Annotated in this window: 15 protein-coding genes and 1 pseudogene; 7 read left to right on the top strand and 9 right to left on the bottom strand. The window is 67.0% G+C overall.

The window, feature by feature from the left end; genetic code table 11:
* Positions 1 to 32 precede the first annotated feature (32 nt).
* Entirely contained in the window at positions 33 to 944 is a 912-nt protein-coding gene (locus tag KVT32_RS09895; RefSeq protein ID WP_180099614.1) for a LysR family transcriptional regulator, read from the top strand.
* Between the two features lie 48 nt (positions 945 to 992).
* Here KVT32_RS09895 and dkgB read toward each other — a convergent pair whose 3' ends face one another.
* Complete coding sequence (gene dkgB / locus KVT32_RS09890) at positions 993 to 1796, bottom strand: 2,5-didehydrogluconate reductase DkgB (protein WP_152383192.1); 804 nt, start codon at positions 1794 to 1796, stop codon at positions 993 to 995.
* 124 nt (positions 1797 to 1920) lie between these two features.
* Here dkgB and KVT32_RS09885 point away from each other — a divergent pair, with 124 nt between their 5' ends.
* Together KVT32_RS09885 and KVT32_RS09880 are read left to right on the top strand one after the other, a co-directional pair.
* Positions 1921 to 2823, top strand: coding sequence for a LysR substrate-binding domain-containing protein (locus KVT32_RS09885; RefSeq protein ID WP_056319409.1), 903 nt, complete (start codon positions 1921 to 1923; stop codon positions 2821 to 2823).
* 96 nt (positions 2824 to 2919) lie between these two features.
* Positions 2920 to 3813 (top strand): DUF4261 domain-containing protein, encoded by an 894-nt coding sequence (locus tag KVT32_RS09880; RefSeq protein WP_152383193.1) that lies wholly within the window; start codon positions 2920 to 2922, stop codon positions 3811 to 3813.
* Positions 3814 to 3843: 30 nt separating this feature from the next.
* Here KVT32_RS09880 and KVT32_RS09875 read toward each other — a convergent pair whose 3' ends face one another.
* Complete coding sequence (locus KVT32_RS09875; protein ID WP_152383194.1) at positions 3844 to 5064, bottom strand: MFS transporter; 1221 nt, start codon at positions 5062 to 5064, stop codon at positions 3844 to 3846.
* 96 nt (positions 5065 to 5160) lie between these two features.
* Here KVT32_RS09875 and KVT32_RS09870 point away from each other — a divergent pair, with 96 nt between their 5' ends.
* Complete coding sequence (locus KVT32_RS09870) at positions 5161 to 6096, top strand: LysR family transcriptional regulator (RefSeq protein ID WP_056319404.1); 936 nt, start codon at positions 5161 to 5163, stop codon at positions 6094 to 6096.
* 40 nt (positions 6097 to 6136) lie between these two features.
* Here the strand turns inward: KVT32_RS09870 and KVT32_RS09865 are convergent.
* The 3 genes and pseudogenes from KVT32_RS09865 to KVT32_RS09855 all read right to left on the bottom strand — a co-directional run.
* Positions 6137 to 6358: pseudogene (locus tag KVT32_RS09865) on the bottom strand (alcohol dehydrogenase catalytic domain-containing protein); the annotation flags it as partial.
* The gene (locus KVT32_RS09860; RefSeq protein ID WP_152383195.1) at positions 6343 to 7278 is read right to left on the bottom strand and encodes an ornithine cyclodeaminase family protein; all 936 of its coding nucleotides are present in this window, start codon (positions 7276 to 7278) and stop codon (positions 6343 to 6345) included. The gene KVT32_RS09860 and the pseudogene KVT32_RS09865, both read right to left, overlap by 16 nt.
* Before the next feature lie 131 nt (positions 7279 to 7409).
* Positions 7410 to 8342, bottom strand: a complete 933-nt coding sequence (locus KVT32_RS09855) for an N-carbamoyl-D-amino-acid hydrolase (protein WP_152385403.1) — start codon at positions 8340 to 8342, stop codon at positions 7410 to 7412.
* 437 nt (positions 8343 to 8779) lie between these two features.
* Between KVT32_RS09855 and KVT32_RS09850 the strand changes: the two genes are divergently transcribed.
* Together KVT32_RS09850 and KVT32_RS09845 are read left to right on the top strand one after the other, a co-directional pair.
* Complete coding sequence (locus KVT32_RS09850; protein WP_227741333.1) at positions 8780 to 10306, top strand: EAL domain-containing protein; 1527 nt, start codon at positions 8780 to 8782, stop codon at positions 10304 to 10306.
* 173 nt (positions 10307 to 10479) lie between these two features.
* Positions 10480 to 11532, top strand: a complete 1053-nt coding sequence (locus KVT32_RS09845; RefSeq protein ID WP_152383196.1) for a YafY family protein — start codon at positions 10480 to 10482, stop codon at positions 11530 to 11532.
* Positions 11533 to 11543: 11 nt separating this feature from the next.
* Here the strand turns inward: KVT32_RS09845 and KVT32_RS09840 are convergent, their stop codons facing one another.
* The gene (locus KVT32_RS09840) at positions 11544 to 12320 is read right to left on the bottom strand and encodes a Sir2 family NAD-dependent protein deacetylase (RefSeq protein ID WP_108696259.1); all 777 of its coding nucleotides are present in this window, start codon (positions 12318 to 12320) and stop codon (positions 11544 to 11546) included.
* A gap of 261 nt (positions 12321 to 12581) precedes the next feature.
* Between KVT32_RS09840 and KVT32_RS09835 the strand changes: the two genes are divergently transcribed.
* Positions 12582 to 15968 carry a TM0106 family RecB-like putative nuclease gene (locus tag KVT32_RS09835; protein ID WP_227741334.1) on the top strand — a complete coding sequence of 1129 codons (3387 nt, stop codon included), beginning with the start codon at positions 12582 to 12584 and terminating at the stop codon, positions 15966 to 15968.
* A gap of 93 nt (positions 15969 to 16061) precedes the next feature.
* Here KVT32_RS09835 and KVT32_RS09830 read toward each other — a convergent pair whose 3' ends face one another.
* The 3 genes from KVT32_RS09830 to KVT32_RS09820 form a co-directional block, all read right to left on the bottom strand.
* Positions 16062 to 16274 carry a DUF1059 domain-containing protein gene (locus tag KVT32_RS09830; protein WP_056319388.1) on the bottom strand — a complete coding sequence of 71 codons (213 nt, stop codon included), beginning with the start codon at positions 16272 to 16274 and terminating at the stop codon, positions 16062 to 16064.
* Between the two features lie 105 nt (positions 16275 to 16379).
* Complete coding sequence (locus KVT32_RS09825; RefSeq protein WP_108696257.1) at positions 16380 to 18476, bottom strand: bifunctional diguanylate cyclase/phosphodiesterase; 2097 nt, start codon at positions 18474 to 18476, stop codon at positions 16380 to 16382.
* Positions 18477 to 18663: 187 nt separating this feature from the next.
* A complete protein-coding gene (locus KVT32_RS09820; RefSeq protein WP_152383198.1) occupies positions 18664 to 19773 on the bottom strand; it encodes a YcjF family protein in 1110 nt (369 codons plus the stop codon).
* Positions 19774 to 19857 lie beyond the last annotated feature (84 nt).

Genomic DNA, 19857 nt, shown 5'->3' with positions numbered 1-19857 from the left:
ATTCTCCCGCTATTGATTCGCCAGGAAAATAAATGCTGATCGACAGCCGTCTGCTTCAGGTGTTTGCCGTGGTGGCCGAAGAGCTGCATTTCGGCCGCGCGGCGCAGCGTCTGCATCTGAGCCAGCCTCCGCTGAGCCAAAGCGTGCGCAAGCTTGAAGAGGAATTGGGCGTGCAGCTTCTGGAACGCACCACGCGCACGGTCAAACTAACGGCGGCCGGCGCCGAGCTGCAGCGCCGCGTTCGGCAGATGGCCGCCGAACACGACGCCACGGTGCGGCACGTGCGGCAGGCGGCCAGCGGCGAAGCCGGACAGCTCACGATTGGTCTCACGCCCAGCGCCGCCTATTCGAACGTGCCGCAGGCGCTGTTCGTGTTCCGCCAGCGCTATCCGGGTGTGGTGCTGGATCTGCAGGAAATGAATTCGAGCGAGATGCCCGAGGCGCTGCATCAGCGGCGGCTGGACCTGGCTCTCTTGCGTCCGCCTTTTGCGGATGCGGACCTGTCGCCCGTGCCCCTGTACTCCGAGCCCATGGTGCTGGCGCTGCGCCGCGGCCATCCGCTAGCGGCGAAACGCTGGGTGACCATGGAGCAGGTGCTGGATCTGCCGATCGTGGGGTATGCGCGCGACCGGTCGCGTTACTTCAGCCAGGTGCTGCGGCAGATGATCGAAGCCGCCGGCAAGCCCGCGAACATCGTGCAGGAAAGCATGATTCCGACGATCCTGACGCTGGTGGAAGCGGGATTTGGCGCGGCCGTGGTGCCGGCGTCGCTGGCGCGGATGCGCATGGACATCCTTGCCTACGTCGGCATCCGAGGGCGCGGCGCGTTCCGCGCCGAACTGGCTGCCGCGCGCCACCCGGATCACCGCAATCCCGCGGTGGATGCTTTCGTGGCGATCATGCGGGACACCAAGCAGCAGCCGCGCCAGAAGGCGCTGTCGTGACGCCGGCGCATGGCGCGCGCTGCATGCGCCTTTGCCGGTGCTGATGGTTCAGTCCCAGTCCGCCGCCAGACCGTCCGGGCTGACCTCGCGGCCGTTGCGCTCCAGCGCGGCGATCTGCGCCATGTCTTCGTCCGTCAGGCGCAGGTCCTGGGCGAGCAGGTTGCTGGCCAGGTTTTCGCGCTTGGTGGAGGACGGGATCACGGCATAACCCAGTTGCAAGGCCCAGGCCAGCGCGACCTGCGCGGGCGTGGCCGCGTGGCGCTGCGCGATCTTGCCGATGACCGGATCCTTGAGCACCTTGCCGTAGGCCAGCGTCATGTACGAGGTCACCGGGATGTCCGCTTCCTTCAGGAACGCGGTGAGCTTGCGATTCTGCAGGTAGGGGCTGAGCTCGATCTGGTTGGTGGCGATCTGGTCGCGGCCCACGGCGGCGATGGCGGCCCGCGTCTCGGCGATGGGAAAGTTGGAAATCCCGATCTGGCGCGTCAGGCCCTGCGCCTTGGCCTCGGCCAGCGCCGTCATGAATTCGTCGACGGACACACCGTTGTCCGGCGCGGGCCAATGGATCAGCGTCAGGTCCACATAGTCGGTCCGCAGCTTGGCCAGGCTGTCCTTCAGGCTGGGGACCAGCTTGTCCTTGGCGTAGTTGGGCACCCAGATCTTGGTGGTGATGTAGAGGTCCGCGCGGGCCACGTTCGATTCCGCGATGGCCTGGCCGACGTCGGCCTCGTTCTCGTAGATCTGCGCCGTGTCGATCGCGCGGTAGCCGACGTCCAGCGCGTTGCGCACGGAATCGATGACGGTCTGGCCTTGCAGGCGGAAGGTGCCGACGCCAAAGGCGGGGATGGGCATGGAAAACTCCTGGGGGATGTACTGGGGCCGGACCGGCGAGGTCCGGGGATGGCGGTAGTGTGCCTGCCGTACCCTTGCAAAAAAATACCGGTATCGGCGAAAGACTTTTGATAAAACGTCAACTATGAAAACCACCCTCGACGAAATGCAGGTCTTCATCGCCATCGTGGACAGCGGCTCGATCACCGCTGCCGCCGAGGTGCTGGGCCAGACCGTTTCCGCCACCAGCCGCACCATGAGCCGGCTTGAAGAAAAGCTGCAGACCACGCTGATGCGGCGCACGACCCGGCGTCTGGCGCTGACCGAAGAAGGCAAGGCCTACCTGGAGCAGGCGCGCCGCATCATTGCGTCGGTCGAGGAGGCCGAAGAGCTGATGAACCTGCGGCGCAACCAGCCCGCGGGCCTCTTGCGCGTGGATGCGGCCTCGCCCTTCATGCTGCATGTCATCGCGCCGCTGGCGCCGGCCTATCGCACGCGCTATCCGCAGGTGGAACTGGAACTGACCAGCAACGAAGGCAATATCGACCTCCTGGAGCGGCGCACCGACCTGGCGTTCCGGATCGGGCGATTGAAGGACTCGTCGCTGCACGCGGTGGCCTTGGGCACGAGCCGGGTGCGCGTGCTGGCCAGTCCGGGTTATCTGGCGCGGCACGGCACGCCCCGCCGCGCGGCGGACTTGGCCTCGCACGTGTTGCTGGGCTTTGCGCAACTGGAAGCGCTGAACGAATGGCCGCTGCTCGATGCCGACGGGCAGCCGGTGCACGTCAAGCCGCAGGTGCGCGCCTATAGCGGCGAGACGCTGCGCCAGCTGGCGCTGAACGACGGCGGCATCGTGTGCCTGTCCGACTTCATGACGCGCGCGGACCGCAAAAGCGGCGCGCTGCAGCCGCTCTTCGTGAAGCAGCTGCTTGAAGTCCGGCAGCCGATCAACGCGGTGTACTACCGGAACACGGCGATCTCCTCGCGCATCAAGTCCTTCATCGACTTCGTGGTCGAAACGGTGGGTACGCGCGGCTTCGAGGAATAGCGGACCAACGAAGATGTATCCAATGGCGACCCCGGCGGCAGGCGCGCGGGGCGCGTCCTTATACTGTCCCCGTTTTGTGTTGAACCCTGGATACGTATGAGCATCTTCTCCCGCTTCTTCGGCCGCAACGAGGAATCCGCCGATTCCGCCGCCCTGTTGGCCAACCCGGACATTGCGCAGCCGTTGAGCCTGCAGGTCCTGTTCGCCGAACCGCTCGCGATCACCGAGGCGGCGCTGGCCGATGCGCTGCGCGCCTACCATCCGACGATGGCCAAGGCGCGCGCGGAAATCGCGCCCGACATGCCGGAATTCCTGGGCATGGCCGGCTGGGACAAGCACGTCGTGCGGCTGGTGGGCTTCAATGCGCCCTATCCCAAGGATGCGCTCGAGACCTGCGTCGCGCCATCGCACTATCCCGCCGCGATGAAGGACGAGGTCCGCGCCCACGCCAGCCACATCATCCTGTACTACGCGGGATTCGAAACCGATCCCTTGGAGCAGTACGTGGCGCTGGCGGCGGTGGCCGGCGCATTGACCGGTTTCAAGGCGCTGGCGGTCCTGAACGAGCATGCGCACACGTCGCTTCCAGCCGGCGTGTTCGCCGCCGAGTCGCTGGGCGAGGAAAGCATGGACCTCTTGCGCACGCTGCCGCTGAACATGCTGTATTGCGGTTTCGTGAAGTATGAAGTCGAAGGCGTGCAGGGCGTATGGATGCGCACGTATGGCGGCGATGCCTTCGGCCTGCCGGACTTCGCCGCGCTGGCGGCAGGGCACGACGAAGGCGAGGTCTACTCGACGACGTTCAACAACATCATGAGCTACATGCTGGAAAGCGGCGCCGAACTGGCCGCCGGCCACACCATGCAGATCGGCGAGGACGCCTACATGAAGCTGCGCGAGCCGGCCAAGGAAGAGTATTTCCTGGACGGCCCGGGGCAGGTGCTGGTGGCCGAGATCATCTCGGCCGACCAGATCAATACGCCAGGTTAAGCACCGCGAAGCGGCGCCAGCCCGGGATCCTCACGCCGCGTAGCGGCTGGCCTCGCCGTTGCGGTTATTGGCGGGCCACAAGCGCAGGGCCAGGGCGGCGGCTGCGGCGCCGGCGGCGGTCAGCGTCACGCCGGTCCAGCCCCAGTGGGCCAGCGCCAGGCTGCCCAGTGCGCCACCGGCGGCCATGCCGATGAAGACGCCCGTCATCAGGATGGCGTTCAGGCGGCTGCGGGCGGCCGGGTCGATGCCGTAGACGATGCTCTGATGCGCGATCAGCGAGGTCTGGATGCCCAGGTCGAAGCCGACGGCGGCGCCGCCGATCAGCCACAGCGCGGCGTGCGGGGGCAGGAAGGGCAGGAAGATCATGGCGGCAAACGACACCATCGTCAGGCCGGCGCCCAGGCTGGCCACGGCCAGCGGGCCCCGCGTGTCGGCCACGCGGCCCGCCAGCGGCGCGGCCAGGGCGCCCGCGGCGCCAGCCAGGCCGAACGCGCCCGCGGCGCCCGCGCCCAGGTGGAACGGCGCGTCATGCAGCATCACGGCCAGCGTCGACCAGAAGGCGCTGAACCCCAGCGACAAGAGGCCCTGCGCGGTTGCGGCGCGGCGCAGGCCGGGATGCTGGCGCCACAGCGTCAGCAGCGAGCCCAGCAACGCGCTGTAGGCCAGCCGCGTCGACGGTTCGAAACGCGGCAGGCCGCGCCACAGGGCTGCGCCCAGCGCAACGATGCTGACGGCGGCGGCCGCGAACATCATGCGCCAGCCGAACTGTTCGGCCACGAAGCCGCTGACCACCCGCGACAGCAGGATGCCCAGCAAGAGGCCCGTCATGACGGTGCCGACGATCTTGCCGCGCTGCTCGGCCGGCGCCAGGTGGGCGGCGGCCGGCACGATGTCCTGGGCCAGCGTGGCCGACAGGCCGATGGCGAAGCTGGCGGCCAGCAGCAGTCCGATCGTGGGCGACGCGCCGGCCAGAAGCAGCGCCAGGCTCAGCACGGCGGCCTTGACCAGGATGATGCGCTTGCGGTCATACCGGTCGCCCAAAGGCGCCAGCATCAGGATGCCGAACGCGTAGCCCAGCTGCGTCAGCGTCGGAATCCAGCCCAGCGTCTCGGCGCTGGCGTGGATGTCCGCGCCCAGCACGCCGAGCATCGGCTGGCTGTAGTAAAGGGAAGCGACGCCCAGGCCGGCGCCCACGGCCAGCAGGAAAACCAGGCCGCGCGATAGGGAGGGGTGGGAAATGGGGGATGACATGGTCGTGTCCGGTGGCATTGGTACGGGGCAAATTCTGGGCTTTCACCCCTGGTTTTGGTAGCCGACCTTCGGGTACATCCGTTATACGATAGGCGTATGACCACCCCCGCTCTCCCCGTTGCCGCCGGCACCGACCGCATGCTGCTCATCGAAACCTTCGTGCGCATCGTCGAGGCCGGCAGCTTGTCGGCGGCCGCCGCCCAGATGGGCGGCACGCAACCCACCGTCAGCCGCCGTCTGCAATTGCTGGAACGCACGATGGGCGTGCGGCTGCTCAAGCGCTCCACCCACGCCATCCGCCTGACCGAAGACGGGCAGCGCTGCTATGAACGCGGCAAGGAGCTGCTCGCCACCTTTCAATCATTCGAAAGCGAGGTGCGCGGCGCGGGCGACGAGCCCGCCGGCATGCTGCGCGTGGTGGCGCCGCACGTGTTCGGCCAGGACCAGTTCATCGAACCGCTGGCCAAGTACCTGAAGCGCTATCCGAACATGCGGGTGGAATGGCTGCTGCACGACCGCATGCCGGACCTTATCGCCGAAAACGTCGATTGCGCGATCCGGGTCGGGGCCGTGACGGATCCGTCGGTGATCGCCGTGAAGCTGGGCGAGGTGCCGCGCATCGTCGTGGCCTCGCCGGACCTGCTTGCCGGCGGGCCCGTGCCGCAGGATCCGCCGGAACTGGCGCGACTGCCGTGGCTGGCGCTGCGCACCTTCTATCGCACCGAGGTGACCCTGACGCATTGCGGCAGCGGCGACAGGCAAAGCTTCGATATCCAGCCGCGCCTGTCCACCGACGGCCTGCACGCGCTGCGTAATTCGGCCATCCAGGGGCTGGGCGTGGCGTTGGGATCCGCGTGGGCCATGCAGGACGATCTGGCTGCCGGCCGTCTCGTGCACCTGGCGCCGCAATGGCGCGCCGACGCCCTGCCCGTTTTTCTGGTCTATGCGCCGTCGCGCTTTCAGCCGGCGCGGCTGCGGCGTTTCATCGAGATCATGCGCGAGCATCTGCCGATGGAGCTGGCCGGACACTGACGCCGGCCGTCGCGCCTGCCGGTCAGGGCGTGATGACGATGGCGCCGGTGACGGCGTTCATGTAGACCACATGGTCGCCCACGCGCAGGTCCGTCACGCCTTCGCCCACCGCCTCGATCACGCCGGCCGCTTCATGGCCCAGCCCCGTGGGCGTGGGCAGCGGATACTTGCCCGCGCGCTGGTAGATGTCGATGTAGTTGAAACCGATGGCCGTCTGGCGCAGCTGCGCTTCGCCGGGCCCGGCTTTCAGTCCTTCACGGATTCGTACACCAGCGTCGCCAGCGTCAGGTCTTCCAGCGCGCTGCCCACCGCCTTGAACACCGTGATTTCCTGATCGTTGCTTCGGCCCGGACGTTCGCCCGCGGCCAGCTGGTGCAGATTGCCGGCGATGCCCTCGCGCGTCAGCACGCCGGCCTCGAACGCCGACAGCAGGTCGCCGGACTTGGTGGGCGCTTCGTCGGTGTCCACGTAGACCGTGGTGCCGTCAAAGCAGGCCGGGTCGGTCTCACGCATCTCGGGCTTGAAGCTGCCGATCAGGTCCAGGTGCGTGCCGGGCCGCAGCCACGCGCCGCGGATGAGCGGTTCGGTGGACAGCGTGGCGCAGCTGACGATGTCGGCCTGGCCGGTGGCGGCCTGAAGGTCGGTCACGGCTTGCGCATCGAAGCCCTCGCCGCGCAGGCGGGCCGCCAGCGCCTCGGCGCCCGCCGGCCGCACGTTCCAGACCAGCACGCGCTCGATCGGGCGTACCGTGCGCATGGCCTGCGCCACCAGTCCCGCGATGCGTCCGGAACCCACGATGAGCAGCGTGCGGGCATCGGCGCGGGCAAGGTAGTCCGCGCCCAGCGCGGCGGCGCCGGCGGTGCGGTACACCGTGACGATGTCGCCGTCCACGTGCGCGACCGGCACGCCCGTCCTGGCGCTGTACAGGTTGTAGGTGGCGTGCAGGCCCGGCAGGCCCTGATGCGTGTTGTCAGGGAAGATGTTGATGATCTTCACGCCGAAATATCCGCGTTCGCTCCACGCGGGCATGATGAGCGAGGTGCCGTGCGCATTGCCGGACTGGATGGCGTGGACGTGGCGGGCGGGCACCGTGGCGCCTTCGCGGAAGGCGTCCCGCAGGGCGGGAATGACGGTGTCGAAGGACAGGGCGTTGCGGGTCTGCTCGGTGTCGATTAAGCGCATCGGATCGTTGCCTGCATGGTTGGTCAATCAAGGGGCCACCGGGCAGTCTAGCAGCGCGAAGGCGGCGGCACCCAAAAGAAATTGCCCGCGGTGGCGCGGGCAATCTCGGGTAGGGCAAGCCGCTCTCGGCCTCAGTCGGCGTCGGGCCGCGGCAGCGGGTCGCCCGCGCCGGTGCGCTCGACGATGAGCTTGTAGTGATGCGGGCTGCGATGCTTGGCGAAATTGAAGACGTGGTCGCGGAACGTCTGGCCCAGCGCGAGGTCGATGCGGGCGGTGATCACCTCGTCTTCCTCGCCGCTTGCGCGGGCCACGATCTCGCCGGACGGCGCCACGATCATCGAGCTGCCGATCATGTGATGACCGTCTTCGAAGCCGCACTTGGCGGCCGCGCCGATCCACACCGCGTTCTGGTAGGCGCTGGCCTGCAGCACGATCTCGTGCGTGGTGGTGCGCAGGTGCGCGGGCTCGTTCCAGTGAATGTTCAACGACGGCGTGTTGTAGCCCAGCACGATCAGCTCGGCGCTTTGCAGCGACATGACGCGGTAGGTCTCGGGCCAGCGCCGGTCATTGCACAGGCACATGCCGATCTTCACGTCGTTGGTTTCCCAAACGCCAAAGCCCAGGTCGCCGACTTCGAAGAACTTCTTTTCCAGATGCTGGAAGGGGGCGTCGGGTTTGTGGTCCGAGTGGCCCGGCAGGTGGATCTTGCGGTACTTGCCGATGATTTTGGCGCTGCGGTCCACGAGGATCGCGGTGTTGAACTGGCGGCCTTGCGGCGTCAGTTCGGCATAGCCCAGGTAAAAGCCGATGCCCAGCTCGCGCGCCGTGTCGAACAGCGGCTGCACGTCGGCGTTGGGCATGCTCTTCTCGAAGTAGCGCTCCACCGCCTCGGCGTCGTCCATCCAGTAGCGGGGAAAGAACGTCGTCAGCGCCAGCTCGGGAAACACGACGAATTCCGCCTGGCGGGCGGCAGCTTCGCGCATCATCTCGACGAGACGGCGCACGACCGCCGCGCGGGAATCGGCAAGATTGACGGCGCCCATCTGAGCGACGGCCAGGCCCATTTTGCGGGACGGGGAAGAGGGGGTCACAGAAATCTCCAGAAGAAAGGCCGAAGGCGGCAAGCATGCCCGGGTCCGAGCCGATCCGATACCGCGCCCGAGCGCGCGCGGGGCGCGCGCAGCCGGCCGCGGGCGCCGATGCAACCCGTTGATCTGCCTGGAAAATTTCGGCATGGCCCCGGGCGGGTCCGTACCTGTGCATAACGCGGGATCATGGGCGTCGCGCAAATTCTGATATCGGGTTTCCCCGTAGTAGGGGCCGCCAAGCCACGCAGGCCGGGATTCTGGCGAGGGCGGCGTGTGGGGCGGGGCCCCGTTTCGAAAGCCACAATTGACGGGTCTGCAGGGGTGAATTTCCCGTTTAAGGATGTGATTCTTCGGTTACATTGCCTTACGCGCAGAATGACTTACCACGCGCCGCCCATGTGTCACCGGTCCCCATGTCACGTCCCAGAATTGCGGCTTTCGTGTTGTTGTTGTCGGCGCTTGGATTCCTCGCGGGGGTGCTGGCTGGACGCCAGATCGAGCTGAATCAGGCCGACGACAGGCTTGCCGGGCATAACGCCCGGCTGCTGGCGCACGCCCTGCGCGTGGCGCAGGAGGGCCACCGCCTCATGGCCGCGGCCACGCAGGGCGGCGCCCTGTGTTCGGAGTCGGACGTGGCGACCCTGCGCGTGCTGCTCTTTAATTCCACCTACATCCGCGACATCGGCCGCACGCTGGGCGGCATGCTGCGTTGCTCGGCCGCCTGGGGCAAGCTGCCCGAGCCGCTGGCCCTGCCGCCGCCGGCGTTCACGGTGTCCAGCGGACTGCAGCTCTGGGTGGGCGCGGCCAATATCGTCGACCGCCGCATCATCGGCGACATGGCTTCACTGCGCGACGTCATTGTGTTCACGGCGCCGGGCGCGTTCGACGGTTTTCCCGAACCGGGCTCGGGCATCGACGCCAAAATCGTGACGCGTGACGGCAGCCACGTGTACCGGCGCTTCGGCCGCGCGCACGATCTGGACGTGCCCGCCGATGGGGATGCCGGCGACGGTCTCGGCTTCGCGCCCGAGCGCCGCGCCTGGCTGTGCGCGCCGGATGGCGGCCCGGACATCTGCGTCGTGTCCCGGCTGCGGTCCGACGCCTGGTTCCAGCTTCCCGCGATGGTGATGTCGGTCGTCGGCGCCCTGGCGCTTGCCTTCCTGGCCGGCCTTTGCGTCATGTGGCGCCTGCACGCGGGCAGCGCCCGGACCGAACTGCGCAAGGCCATCCTGGCCGGCGACATCCAGGTCCACTACCAGCCGCTGCGCCAGCTCGCCACGCGGCAACTGGCCGGCTTCGAGGCGCTTGCCCGTTGGCGCGCCCGCGGCCGCGACGTCTCGCCGATCCTGTTCGTGCCGCTGGCCGAGGCGATGGGACTGGGCCGCGCGCTGTCGCGGCTGGTGACGTCGCAGGCGCTGCGCGATCTGCACGAACGCCTTCGGGAGAACCCGGCGCTCTACGTCAGCATCAACGTGTCGGCGGCCGACCTGAAGGACGCGGGCTACCGGAACTTCCTGATGGACGCGGTCAGCGAGCGCGGCCTGATGCCCGCCAATGTGGCGCTGGAGATTACCGAGGGCACGCCGTTGTCCGACGGCCACGTGCTGGCGATGGTCAAGGCATTGCGCGGCAAGGGCTTCAAGGTATTCATCGACGATTTCGGCACGGGCCATTCGAACCTGAACTACCTGGCCGAACTGCAGGCCGACGCGATCAAGCTGGACCGCAGCTTCACCACCGCCATCGGCGAGGAGGAAGCGGGCACCCTGATCGTGGACCACGTGATTGCCATCTCGCGCGAGCTGGGCATCAACCTCATCATCGAGGGCATCGAAACCGAAGCGCAGGCCAGCTATCTGCTTGAACGCCAGCCCGCGGCGGTCGGCCAGGGCTGGCTATTCGGCCGGCCGGTGCCCTTGAGCGACATCGTCGCCGAGTGACAGGCTGGCGGCAGATTTGTCGAATGTCTATTTTATTTTGCGCACAGCCGACATAATCCGAAGCCCCATCCTGGCGCGCCGCCGGCATTATCTTTACCGCACCAAATTATTATTGGCCGGTTTTGCAGATAGAATGCCTGCGTTGTTTAACGGGTTAATTTGTTGTATCTGCCATGGGACTGGACCATACGCTTGTCGATAACCTGCTGCGCATCCTGCCGTATGTCGAGGATGAAGAGGCCGAAGCGATGGAGAGGGGCATGGGCATGGCGGAAATCCGCAACCGGCTCGCGATGCTGCTGAACCCCGCGCCGGGCGACAAGCAGATCCGCCGCACGCTGCTCAAGCTCGATTGCGTCGGCAGTGCGGGCGCCACCCGCGGCAAGCTCTGGTACCGCACCCTGCGGCGCACCGATTTCCACATCCAGAACATGAACGCCAACATGGCGATGGCCATGTGCGCGCTCAAGCAGGTGGCCGACCGCCACCTGCCGGCCGTCGTGCTGGACGACCTGGAAGCCACCTTCGACAGCGCGTGGCGATATCTGCAGACGCATCGCTCCCAGCCCGCGATCGGACCGGCGCATGATTGGGCGCGCAAGATCCTGCGTATCGACGGCACGCATCCCATCGTGCTGCCCACGGTGTCCGCCGAGGTCTACCGCCAGGTCAGCGGCGCGCTGTACTACAACCGCAAACTGTCATTTCGCAACACCCCCTTTGGCGAGAAGTCGCCAGCCGAGCGCCTTTACGTGATGACGCCGCTGGCGATGGTCGACCGCGCGGGCGTGCTGTACATGGTGGCGTGGGGGCCGAGCCAGCCTGGCAGGCGATTCCTGTTCCGCATGGACAGGCTGTCCGAGGTGCGGCTGCTGGACGAGCCGGCCGATCCGGACCCCACGTTCGACCTGCAGGACTTCGTGCGCCGCGAGGAAGCCTTGAACTTCGATCCGGGCGAGGAAACCCGGATCCGGCTGCACGCCGCCGAGCCCATGATGGACGACGGCCGCCGGCGCCGCCATCCGCTGCGCGAGTTCTGGCTGTCGGGCGATCAGCAGATCGAAGAGGACGAGCACGGTTTCATGCTGACGGCCACCGTGCGCCCATCCGTCATGCTGTGGCAATTGCTGCACGGCCACGCGTCGTCGATCGAGGTGCTGGAACCCGAGGCCATTCGCAACCGCTTTGCCCACGAGGCGCGCGAACTGGCGCGCCGCTACCTCTAGCCCGCCCCGCATCATCCGGGCCACGCGCGCGCCAGCAGCAGCGGCAGCACCTTTTCGGCCGGACCCCTGATGCTGTGGCTGGCCACGCGATCGAGCATCGTGGGGTTGGGATTGACCTGCACAAGCTGCGCGCCGTATCCCATCGCCTCGTAGCAGAGTTCGGCCGCCGCGGACGTCTGGCATGACGTGCCAGCCGTCAGGACCAGATCGGCGTTGGCCGCCAGTCCCTTGGCCACCCGCCACACCGCGGGCGCGGGGGCCTCGCCGTGCCACAGCCGGCCCGGGCGCACCAGGCCGCCGCAGATGCGGCAGGCGGGCGCGGGGGGATACGGGCCATGCCGCGCGGGCGCATCCGGCGGCGCCGTCAGCGTATGTGGCATGGCGCAGGCCGAACATCGCGGCTGGTCGAACCGGCCTTGCAGGTGCAGGATGCGCGGGCTGCCCGCGCGTTCGTGCAACGTGTCGCCGTTCTGCGTCACCACGAATGTGCCGGGCAAGCGTTCGGCCAGCGCGGCAATCGCGCGGTGCGCCGCGTTGGGCGTGGCGGCGAGCGCCCGGCGCCGCCGTTCCTCGTGCCAGGCCCACACCAGCGCCGGATCCTTGCGGAATCCCTCGTCGGTGGCGAGCGCCGCGGCGTCGTAGCGGGCCCACAGCCCGCGCATGCCATCCCGGCTTTGCGGCAGACGGCTGGCGGGGTTCAGGCCCGATCCCGTCAGCACGACGACAAGGCGCGCGTCGCGCAGCCGTTGCACGAGCGAATCGGGAATATCGAGTGTGCGAAGTTTCATGCGAGCCGCCCGTCAAATACCGTGCGATCAAGGCTGAAGATAATCGTATCGAACAAACCAGGCATGTCGCTTCCATTCTCTGAAACACAACGGATTATGAGAGCGTATTTGGACAAAAAGGGGTTGAATCACTCGGGACGGTATTTCAGCCGATTACTTGATTATCCGGCTGCATAATGGCCGCAGCTTCATTTGCTATTCTTGGCCCCCGCCATCGCACCGGCTCCTTCCCGCACCATGCAAAAAAACGGCGACCGCCTTTTGTTTTCCGCTTCCGACCTGGTGGCGTTTCTGGAATGCGAGCACCTCACCACGCTGGATCTGATCAATCTGGACGACCCGTTGCCGCAAGCAGAAGAGGACGAACAGCTCGAACTGATCCAGCAAAAAGGGTTGGACCACGAACGCGCGTATCTGGAACGCCTGCGCGCCAGCGGACGGCGGATCGTCGATGTGAGCGAGGCGGGCGACGGACTGGCCGCGCGTCTGGCCCGCACGCGCGAGGCGATGGCGGACGGCGCCGACATGATCTACCAGGCGGCGTTTCGTCACGACCGGTATATCGGCCATGCCGATTTCTTGCTCAAGACCGCGCGCCCGTCGCGGCTGGGCGCCTACAGCTACGAGGCCAGCGACACCAAGCTGGCGCGTTCGGCGCGCGCCAAATTCGCCATTCAGCTCTCGTTCTATTCGTGGCTGCTGGGCCTGGAGCAGGGCGCGGCGCCGCTGTACATGCACGTGGTGCTGGGCAGCGGCCGCGAGGTATCCCTGCGCGTGGCCGACTACGCGCATTATTTTCGCCAGGTCATGCGCCGTTTCGAGGCGCACGTGGACAAGCGCGGCGATGCGGCCACCTATCCCGACCCTTGCGAGAAATGCGCCCAGTGCCGGTGGGACCCGCTGTGCAAGGCGCGCCGCGTGCAAGACGATCATCTGTCGCTGGTCGCCAACATCACGCGGCAGCAGATCCGCAAGCTGAACGCCCAGGGCATCCGCACGCTGGCGCAGCTGGGCAGGCTGGCGCCGGACGCCGCCGTGACGCGCATGGAGCCCGCCATCCTGCACAAGCTGCGGGCGCAGGCGGCGCTGCAGTTGCGCGCCCGGACCGACGGGGGGCGTCACTGGGACCGCATCGCCAAGGACCCGGACGATGCCGCGCCGCGCGGTTTCGAACGCATGCCGCAGCCGGACCCGGGAGACATGTTCTTCGACATGGAAGGCGATCCGCTCGAGGAAGGCGGGCTGGAATATCTGTTTGGCCTGTACGTCATCGACGACGGGCAGGAGCGCTTCGTGCCGTTCTGGGCGCACAACCGCAGCGAAGAAAAGCAGGCGTTCGAAGCCTTCATCGACTTCGTGGTGGCGCGCCTGCACCGCCATCCCGAGGCGCACATCTACCACTACGCGCCTTACGAGGCGACGGCAATCAAGCGGCTGATGTCGGTTCACGCCACCCGCGAGGCCGAAGTCGACAACCTGCTGCGCATGAACAAGCTGGTGGACCTGTACCAGGTCGTGCGCGAAGGCGTGCGCGTGTCCGAGCCGGGCTATTCGATCAAGAATATCGAACACTTCTACCTGCCGCAGCGCGAGGGCGGCGTGACCAACGCCGGCGCCAGCATCGTCTATTACGAACGCTGGAAGCGCACGGGCGAGGCGCAATTGCTGCAGGACATTGCGGACTACAACCGCGACGATGTGCTGTCCACGTACAAGCTGCGCGACTGGCTGTGCGCGCTGCGCCCTGACGGCATGCCCTGGGCGAACCGCCGCGATGCGCAGGAAGCGATCGATGCCGCCAGGTTCCAGGTCGGCGAAAAGACTCAGGCCGAACTGCGTCTGGATCCGTATCGCGCCGCGCTGCTCGGGCCCTTGCCGGCCGACGAAGCGGACTGGTCCGGCCGCGACCGCTACCGCGCGCTGGTCTACCAGTTGCTGGACTTTCACCGCCGCGAGCAGAAGCCCGAGTGGTGGGCGATGTTCGCCCGCATGCAGGCGACGGAGGCCGAGCTGGTGGAAGACAACGAATGCCTGGGCGGGCTGGTGCGTGACGACAGCGTGGCCCCCGAGCCTGTGGCGCAATCGCTGCGTTACACCTACCGCTTCCCGGCGCAGCAGACCAAGCTGCGCACCGGATCGTCCTGTACGGACGTGCGCGGCGGACCGGCCATCAGCCGGCTGACGGTCGACATGGGGGCCGGCGTGGCCACCTTCACCCTGTCGCGCAAGGCCGCGCCGCCGCAGCGCCTGTCGCTCGGGCCGGGCAGGCCGGTCAGCATCGACGAACTGGCCAATGCCATGTTCCGCTACGGCGATGCGCTGCTGGCGTCGGCCGATGGCGCCAGCACGCCGTTCCGGGCGGTGGACGCGCTGCTGCGGCATGAACCGCCGCGCATCGCCGGCGTGGCGCCCGGCGCCCCGCTGGCCGATCCGGGCACGAACCTGGTTGACCAGGTCGTGGACATCGTCGGCCGCATGGACGAGACCACGCTGTTCCTGCAGGGGCCGCCGGGGGCGGGCAAGACCTACACCGGGTCGCGCGTGCTGGTACACCTGCTGCGCCAGGGCAAGCGCATCGCTGTCACGTCCAACAGCCACCATGCCATCAACAACCTGCTCGCCGGCCTGGAAAAGGCGGCGCGCGAGGCGGGGCTGGCGTTCACGGGCGCGAAGAAGTCGGGAAAGGAAGGCGACGATTCCTGTTTCAACGGCGAATTCATCGAAGACGTCTTTGCCAACGACAAGATCGACCTGTCGCGCCATCAACTGGTGGCAGGCACGGCGTGGCTCTTTAGCCGGGCCGATTTTCAGCAGCAGTTCGATTACCTGTTCGTGGACGAGGCAGGCCAGGTCAGTCTGGCGAACCTGGTGGCGCTGGGCCAATGCGCGCGCAACATCGTGCTGCTGGGCGACCAGATGCAGCTGGGCCAGCCGACCAAGGGCACGCATCCCGGCCGCTCGGGCGAATCCACGCTGGAATATCTGCTGAACGGACATGCCACCATCGCGGCCGATCGCGGCATCTTCCTGGACACCTCGTACCGCATGCACCCGGCGATCTGCGGTTTCATTTCGGACGCCATCTACGACGGCCGGCTGCGCGCCGCGGAATCGGCGGCCGGGCAGGGCCTGGTGCTGGGCGCGGACGCTGCGGACGCACTGGCCGCCAGCGGCATCCGGTACGTGCCGGTCGTGCACGAGGGCAATGCGCAGTCCAGCGACGAGGAAGCGCGCGAAGTCGCCGCGCTGTATGGCAGCCTGATGCGCCAGCGCTATCTGGACAAGACGGGCCGCGCGGTGCCCATCACGCCCGACGACGTGCTGGTGGTGGCGCCGTACAACGTGCAGGTCAATACGTTGCGGCAGGCGCTGCCCGAGGGCGCGCGGGTGGGCACCGTGGACAAGTTCCAGGGCCAGGAGGCGCAGGTGGTGATCATTTCCATGGCCACCTCCAGCGGCGAGACCATGCCGCGCGACATGGAATTCCTGTTCAGCAGGAACCGCCTGAATGTGGCGGTATCGCGGGCCAAGTCGCTGGCGATCCTGGTCGCCAGCCCCGCCCTGCTGTCCGTGCGATGCCAGACGCCCGAGCAGATGGCGCTGGTCAACACGCTGTGCTGGGTCGCCGAGGCCGGTCAGGCGGGGTAACGCGCCGGTCCAAGGGCCGGGGCCTGCCTGGGAAGGGCGGGCCTTGACGGCAGGCCTGACTGCCCGCCGGCAAGACCCGAACGGCCCGCGACGTCAGCCCCGGCGGGGCGCTTCGACAGGCGGCGTGCCGTGGTGGAAAAGAGACTTGAGCTGCGTGCGCAGTTCAGGCGAGTCAGCGTGCTTGTGCACCGTGGTGGCGTGCTGCACCGCGGCTTCGAGCAGTTCCTCGTCCGAGTCTGCGGACAAGGCCACCGAGCAGTTCATCTCGCTCGGATACTCGCGGCAATCGATGTACTTGCGTGTCATGAGGCTCTCCTTCTCGCATGTCCCGCAAAGGGGCTGCGTGTTGGAACAGCAGACGCGCCAGGCGCACTGCGCCGGCGCGATGGCGCGTCGCATCGCGGCCGGTGTCTAGGAAGTATAGGTCTGTGCCGGGCCGGTGTGCGTGTCGCCGTGCGACACGGGACGGCCCAGCAGATATCCCTGAAAGTGCGAGCAGCCTTCCGCCGTCAGCCGTTGCAACTGCTCCGGTGTTTCCACACCCTCGGCCGTCGTGGGGATGTCCAGGCTGCGGCCGATGCCATTGATGGCGCGGATGATGGCCAGCGCTTCGCGGCTGGATTCGACATCCTGCGTGAACGATTTGTCGATCTTGATCTTGTCGAACTCGAAGCTGCGCAGGTAGCCCAGCGACGAATAACCGGTTCCGAAGTCGTCCAGCGCCACCTTGACGCCCAGTTCCTTCAGGCGGTGCAACGTATCCAGGTTGCCGGAGGAATTGGTGAGCAGCACCGATTCGGTGATCTCCAGTTCCAGGCGGCGGGCGGGCAAGCCGGATTTGGCGAGCGCCGATTCCACCAGCGACACCAGCGCGCCGTTGGTGAACTGGCTGGCAGACAAATTGACCGCCACGGTTTCGTGGTCGTCCCAGCGCGTGGCCTCCAGACACGCCTCGTGCAACGTGAACGCGCCCAGTTCGTGGATGAGCCCGGTTTCTTCCGCGATGGGAATGAAGTCCTGCGGCATGATGAGGCCCTTTTTCGGGTGCTGCCAGCGCATCAGCGCCTCGCGGCCCACGATGCGCACGTGGCTCACGTCCATGATGGGCTGGTAATACAACTGCAGCTGTTGCGAGATGATCGCCTGGCGCAGGTCCATCTCGACCTCGTGGCGCCGCAGCGCGGCCGCTTCCATGTCGGGCTCGAAGAACGCAAGGCAGTTGCGGCCATTGCGCTTGGCCTCGTACAGCGCCATGTCCGCGTAGCGCAGCAGGTGGTCGGCCGACAGCGACTGCGACTCCGAGATCGCGATGCCGATGCTCACGCTGACGGGGACCGTGTGGCCGGCGATCTCGAAGGGTTGGCGCACGGCCTCGATCAGGCGCTCGGCCAGCTTGCGCACGTCGTCCTGTTCCGCGATGTTGGGCAGCACGATGGCGAATTCGTCGCCGCCCAGGCGCGCCAGCGTGTCCTGTTCGCGCAGGTGCCGGGGCAGGCGCTTGGCCAGCAGCCGCAGCAGTTCGTCGCCGGATTGATGGCCCAGCGTGTCGTTCACGCTCTTGAAATTGTCCAGGTCCAGGCACAGCACGGCGGTCGACCGGTCGCGGCTCGACCCCAGCGCGCTCAGCAGCCGGTCGCGGAACAGCCGGCGGTTGGGCATGCCCGTCAGCGTGTCGTGGTGCGCCATGTAGCGCACCTGCGCGTGGGCGGCGTTCTCGTCGGTGACGTCGTCCGCGATGAGCAGGACGTAGCGGGAACGCGGGTCCGTGCTGTGAAAGGCCAGGGTCTTGGTGTGCAACGTGCGCGGCCCGCGCGCCGTGGCCAGTTCCTCTTCCTCTTCGCGCATGGCGCCGTCCGAACGCAGCGCGTCGTTGGTCAGGCGGTCGAAGAACGCGCACACCAGCTCGGGCAGGCATTGCTGCGCGGTCTTGCCTTTCAGGCCGCCAGGGGTGCCGCCAAAGGTCTCTTCGGCCTGCCGGTTCGCCAGCAGGAACTGGCGCGACACCGCATCCAGCACCAGCACGCAGGAGGGGATGTGCGACACCACCGCCTGCAAGAAGGTCGACATGGACGTGAGCTCGCTGTTGTAGTGCTCGGCCAGTTGCTTGGCTTTGAGCAGCTGCTGTTCGCGTTCGCGCCGCTCGGTGTTGTCGCGCGTGACCTTGGCAAAGCCGATCAGCGTGCCCGTATCGTCATGGATGGCGTCGATGACGACGTGCGCCCAGAACAGCGTGCCGTCCTTGCGCACGCGCCAGCCCTCGGCTTCGAACTTGCCGGATTCCCGCGCCGTGGCCAGGCCGCGCTGCGGCACGCCACGCGCCCGGTCTTCCTCGGTATAGAAGCAGGAGAAATGCCGGCCGACGATTTCGTCGGCGGTGTAGCCCTTGGCGCGTTGCGCGCCGGCGTTCCAGTTGGCGACCGTGCCATCCGGGTTGAGCATGTAGATGGCGTAGTCGACGACGCCTTGCACCAGATGGCGGTACATGACGTCGGAATTGGCGAAGTTCATGGGATGCGGCGGGCTTTGCGCACACGGGCCGCGTTGCGGCAACGCGCGTGGGCGGATCTGCCCTGAAAGAATGGGAGTGGTGACTAGATTTACGTCGTGAGGGCGCCAGTATTAACCGCGCTGTCACCAAAAAGAACAATCTATCGAATCGTGGCGCTCAATCTCATTTCATTGCATCGCCGCGCGATCAGAATTTGACGCGTTGCTTGAGCGCCTGCGCGATCATCGGAACGTCGATGTCCTTGCCGGGGTTCTTCAGGCAGAAGTCGTGCAGCACCGCGATGTAGGCATTGCCCAGCAGCTTGGTGATGGCGCCGGCCGTGGTGGCCGCGATGGTGCCGCCCACCGCGCTGCCTGCGCCCGGGATGAACTTCAGCATGCCCGACACCACCGAGCGCCCGATGAGCGTGGCGGCCGACGCGCCCAGCGTGGACGTGACCAGCGTGGTGATCGCGGTGGTGTTCAGTTCCATGCCGAAGGTGATGCCGATCTTGGCGATCATGCCGACCTGGATCGGCACCAGCGCAAAGGCGTCCGAGAACGGAATGGGCGCGGCAGCGGCCGATGCGGCCAGGCCCGCAGCCACGTTCACCTCGATCTCAGCCCGCTTTTTTTTTACTTCCAGGGCCTTCTTGTTGCGCGTGGATAGCGCGTTGGCATAGGCGCGCTGCTGGGCCTCGGGCACGTGCTCGGCCGTCACCTCGATCAGCCGGTCCAGCCCCATGGGCGGCAATTCGGCGTCCAGCTCCTCGATCCATTCGGGCAACGCGCGCACCGCCACAACCTGCCGGGCGCGCGGCAGCAGCTTGCGTGCCTCTTCCAGGAAGGGACTGTTCTTGCGCGCCTTGGTCAGCACGGCAACGACAGGGATGCCGGCCTTGTCCAGCATGTCGCACAGTTCGATTTCCGCGTCCTCGACGCGGTGGCTGCTGTCCTGGATGCAGAGCCAGGCCACGTGCAGGTGCCGGTCCTGGTCGTCCGACGCCGACCGCTCTTCGATCAGTTCGGCAAGCTGTTCGCGCGAGCGCGCGTAGTCGGCGACTTCCAGGCCGCGGGTATCGATGATGGTGAGCGGATGCCCCGGCCGGGTGAATTCCTGAATAGTCTGGGTGACCGGCTTGCCCGCGCCCGTCCTGGCCAGATCGCCGCGGAACACGGCGTTGATCAGTGTGCTCTTGCCGACGCCCGTCTTGCCGGCGACCAGGATGTTGACGCGCCCGGCGCCGCGCGTGGCGGTGCTGATCGCATCGGCGATGGCGTCTTGCAGGTCGGGGTGGTCGGGGCGGATGGCGCTCATCAAAGGGGGCGTGGCGGGCAAGGGAAGATGCCGGAACGATATCAGAGGATGACTTCTTTGGCGCAAAACGTAATCGGGTGAATA

Origin of the sequence: Achromobacter sp. GbtcB20 (genome assembly GCF_019091095.1) — a bacterium.
GTDB classification, from domain to species: domain Bacteria; phylum Pseudomonadota; class Gammaproteobacteria; order Burkholderiales; family Burkholderiaceae_B; genus Achromobacter; species Achromobacter mucicolens.
This window is presented reverse-complemented; position numbering and strand designations above follow the sequence as displayed.

Excerpts from the sequence above, each read along its gene's own strand:
- KVT32_RS09895 (WP_180099614.1), top strand. The coding sequence starts at position 33 with ATGCTGATCGACAGCCGTCTGCTTCAGGTGTTTGCCGTGGTGGCCGAA.
- dkgB (WP_152383192.1), bottom strand. The coding sequence starts at position 1,796 with ATGCCCATCCCCGCCTTTGGCGTCGGCACCTTCCGCCTGCAAGGCCAG.
- KVT32_RS09885 (WP_056319409.1), top strand. The coding sequence starts at position 1,921 with ATGAAAACCACCCTCGACGAAATGCAGGTCTTCATCGCCATCGTGGAC.
- KVT32_RS09880 (WP_152383193.1), top strand. The coding sequence starts at position 2,920 with ATGAGCATCTTCTCCCGCTTCTTCGGCCGCAACGAGGAATCCGCCGAT.
- KVT32_RS09875 (WP_152383194.1), bottom strand. The coding sequence starts at position 5,064 with ATGTCATCCCCCATTTCCCACCCCTCCCTATCGCGCGGCCTGGTTTTC.
- KVT32_RS09870 (WP_056319404.1), top strand. The coding sequence starts at position 5,161 with ATGACCACCCCCGCTCTCCCCGTTGCCGCCGGCACCGACCGCATGCTG.
- KVT32_RS09860 (WP_152383195.1), bottom strand. The coding sequence starts at position 7,278 with ATGCGCTTAATCGACACCGAGCAGACCCGCAACGCCCTGTCCTTCGAC.
- KVT32_RS09855 (WP_152385403.1), bottom strand. The coding sequence starts at position 8,342 with ATGGGCCTGGCCGTCGCTCAGATGGGCGCCGTCAATCTTGCCGATTCC.
- KVT32_RS09850 (WP_227741333.1), top strand. The coding sequence starts at position 8,780 with ATGTCACGTCCCAGAATTGCGGCTTTCGTGTTGTTGTTGTCGGCGCTT.
- KVT32_RS09845 (WP_152383196.1), top strand. The coding sequence starts at position 10,480 with ATGGGACTGGACCATACGCTTGTCGATAACCTGCTGCGCATCCTGCCG.
- KVT32_RS09840 (WP_108696259.1), bottom strand. The coding sequence starts at position 12,320 with ATGAAACTTCGCACACTCGATATTCCCGATTCGCTCGTGCAACGGCTG.
- KVT32_RS09830 (WP_056319388.1), bottom strand. The coding sequence starts at position 16,274 with ATGACACGCAAGTACATCGATTGCCGCGAGTATCCGAGCGAGATGAAC.
- KVT32_RS09825 (WP_108696257.1), bottom strand. The coding sequence starts at position 18,476 with ATGAACTTCGCCAATTCCGACGTCATGTACCGCCATCTGGTGCAAGGC.
- KVT32_RS09820 (WP_152383198.1), bottom strand. The coding sequence starts at position 19,773 with ATGAGCGCCATCCGCCCCGACCACCCCGACCTGCAAGACGCCATCGCC.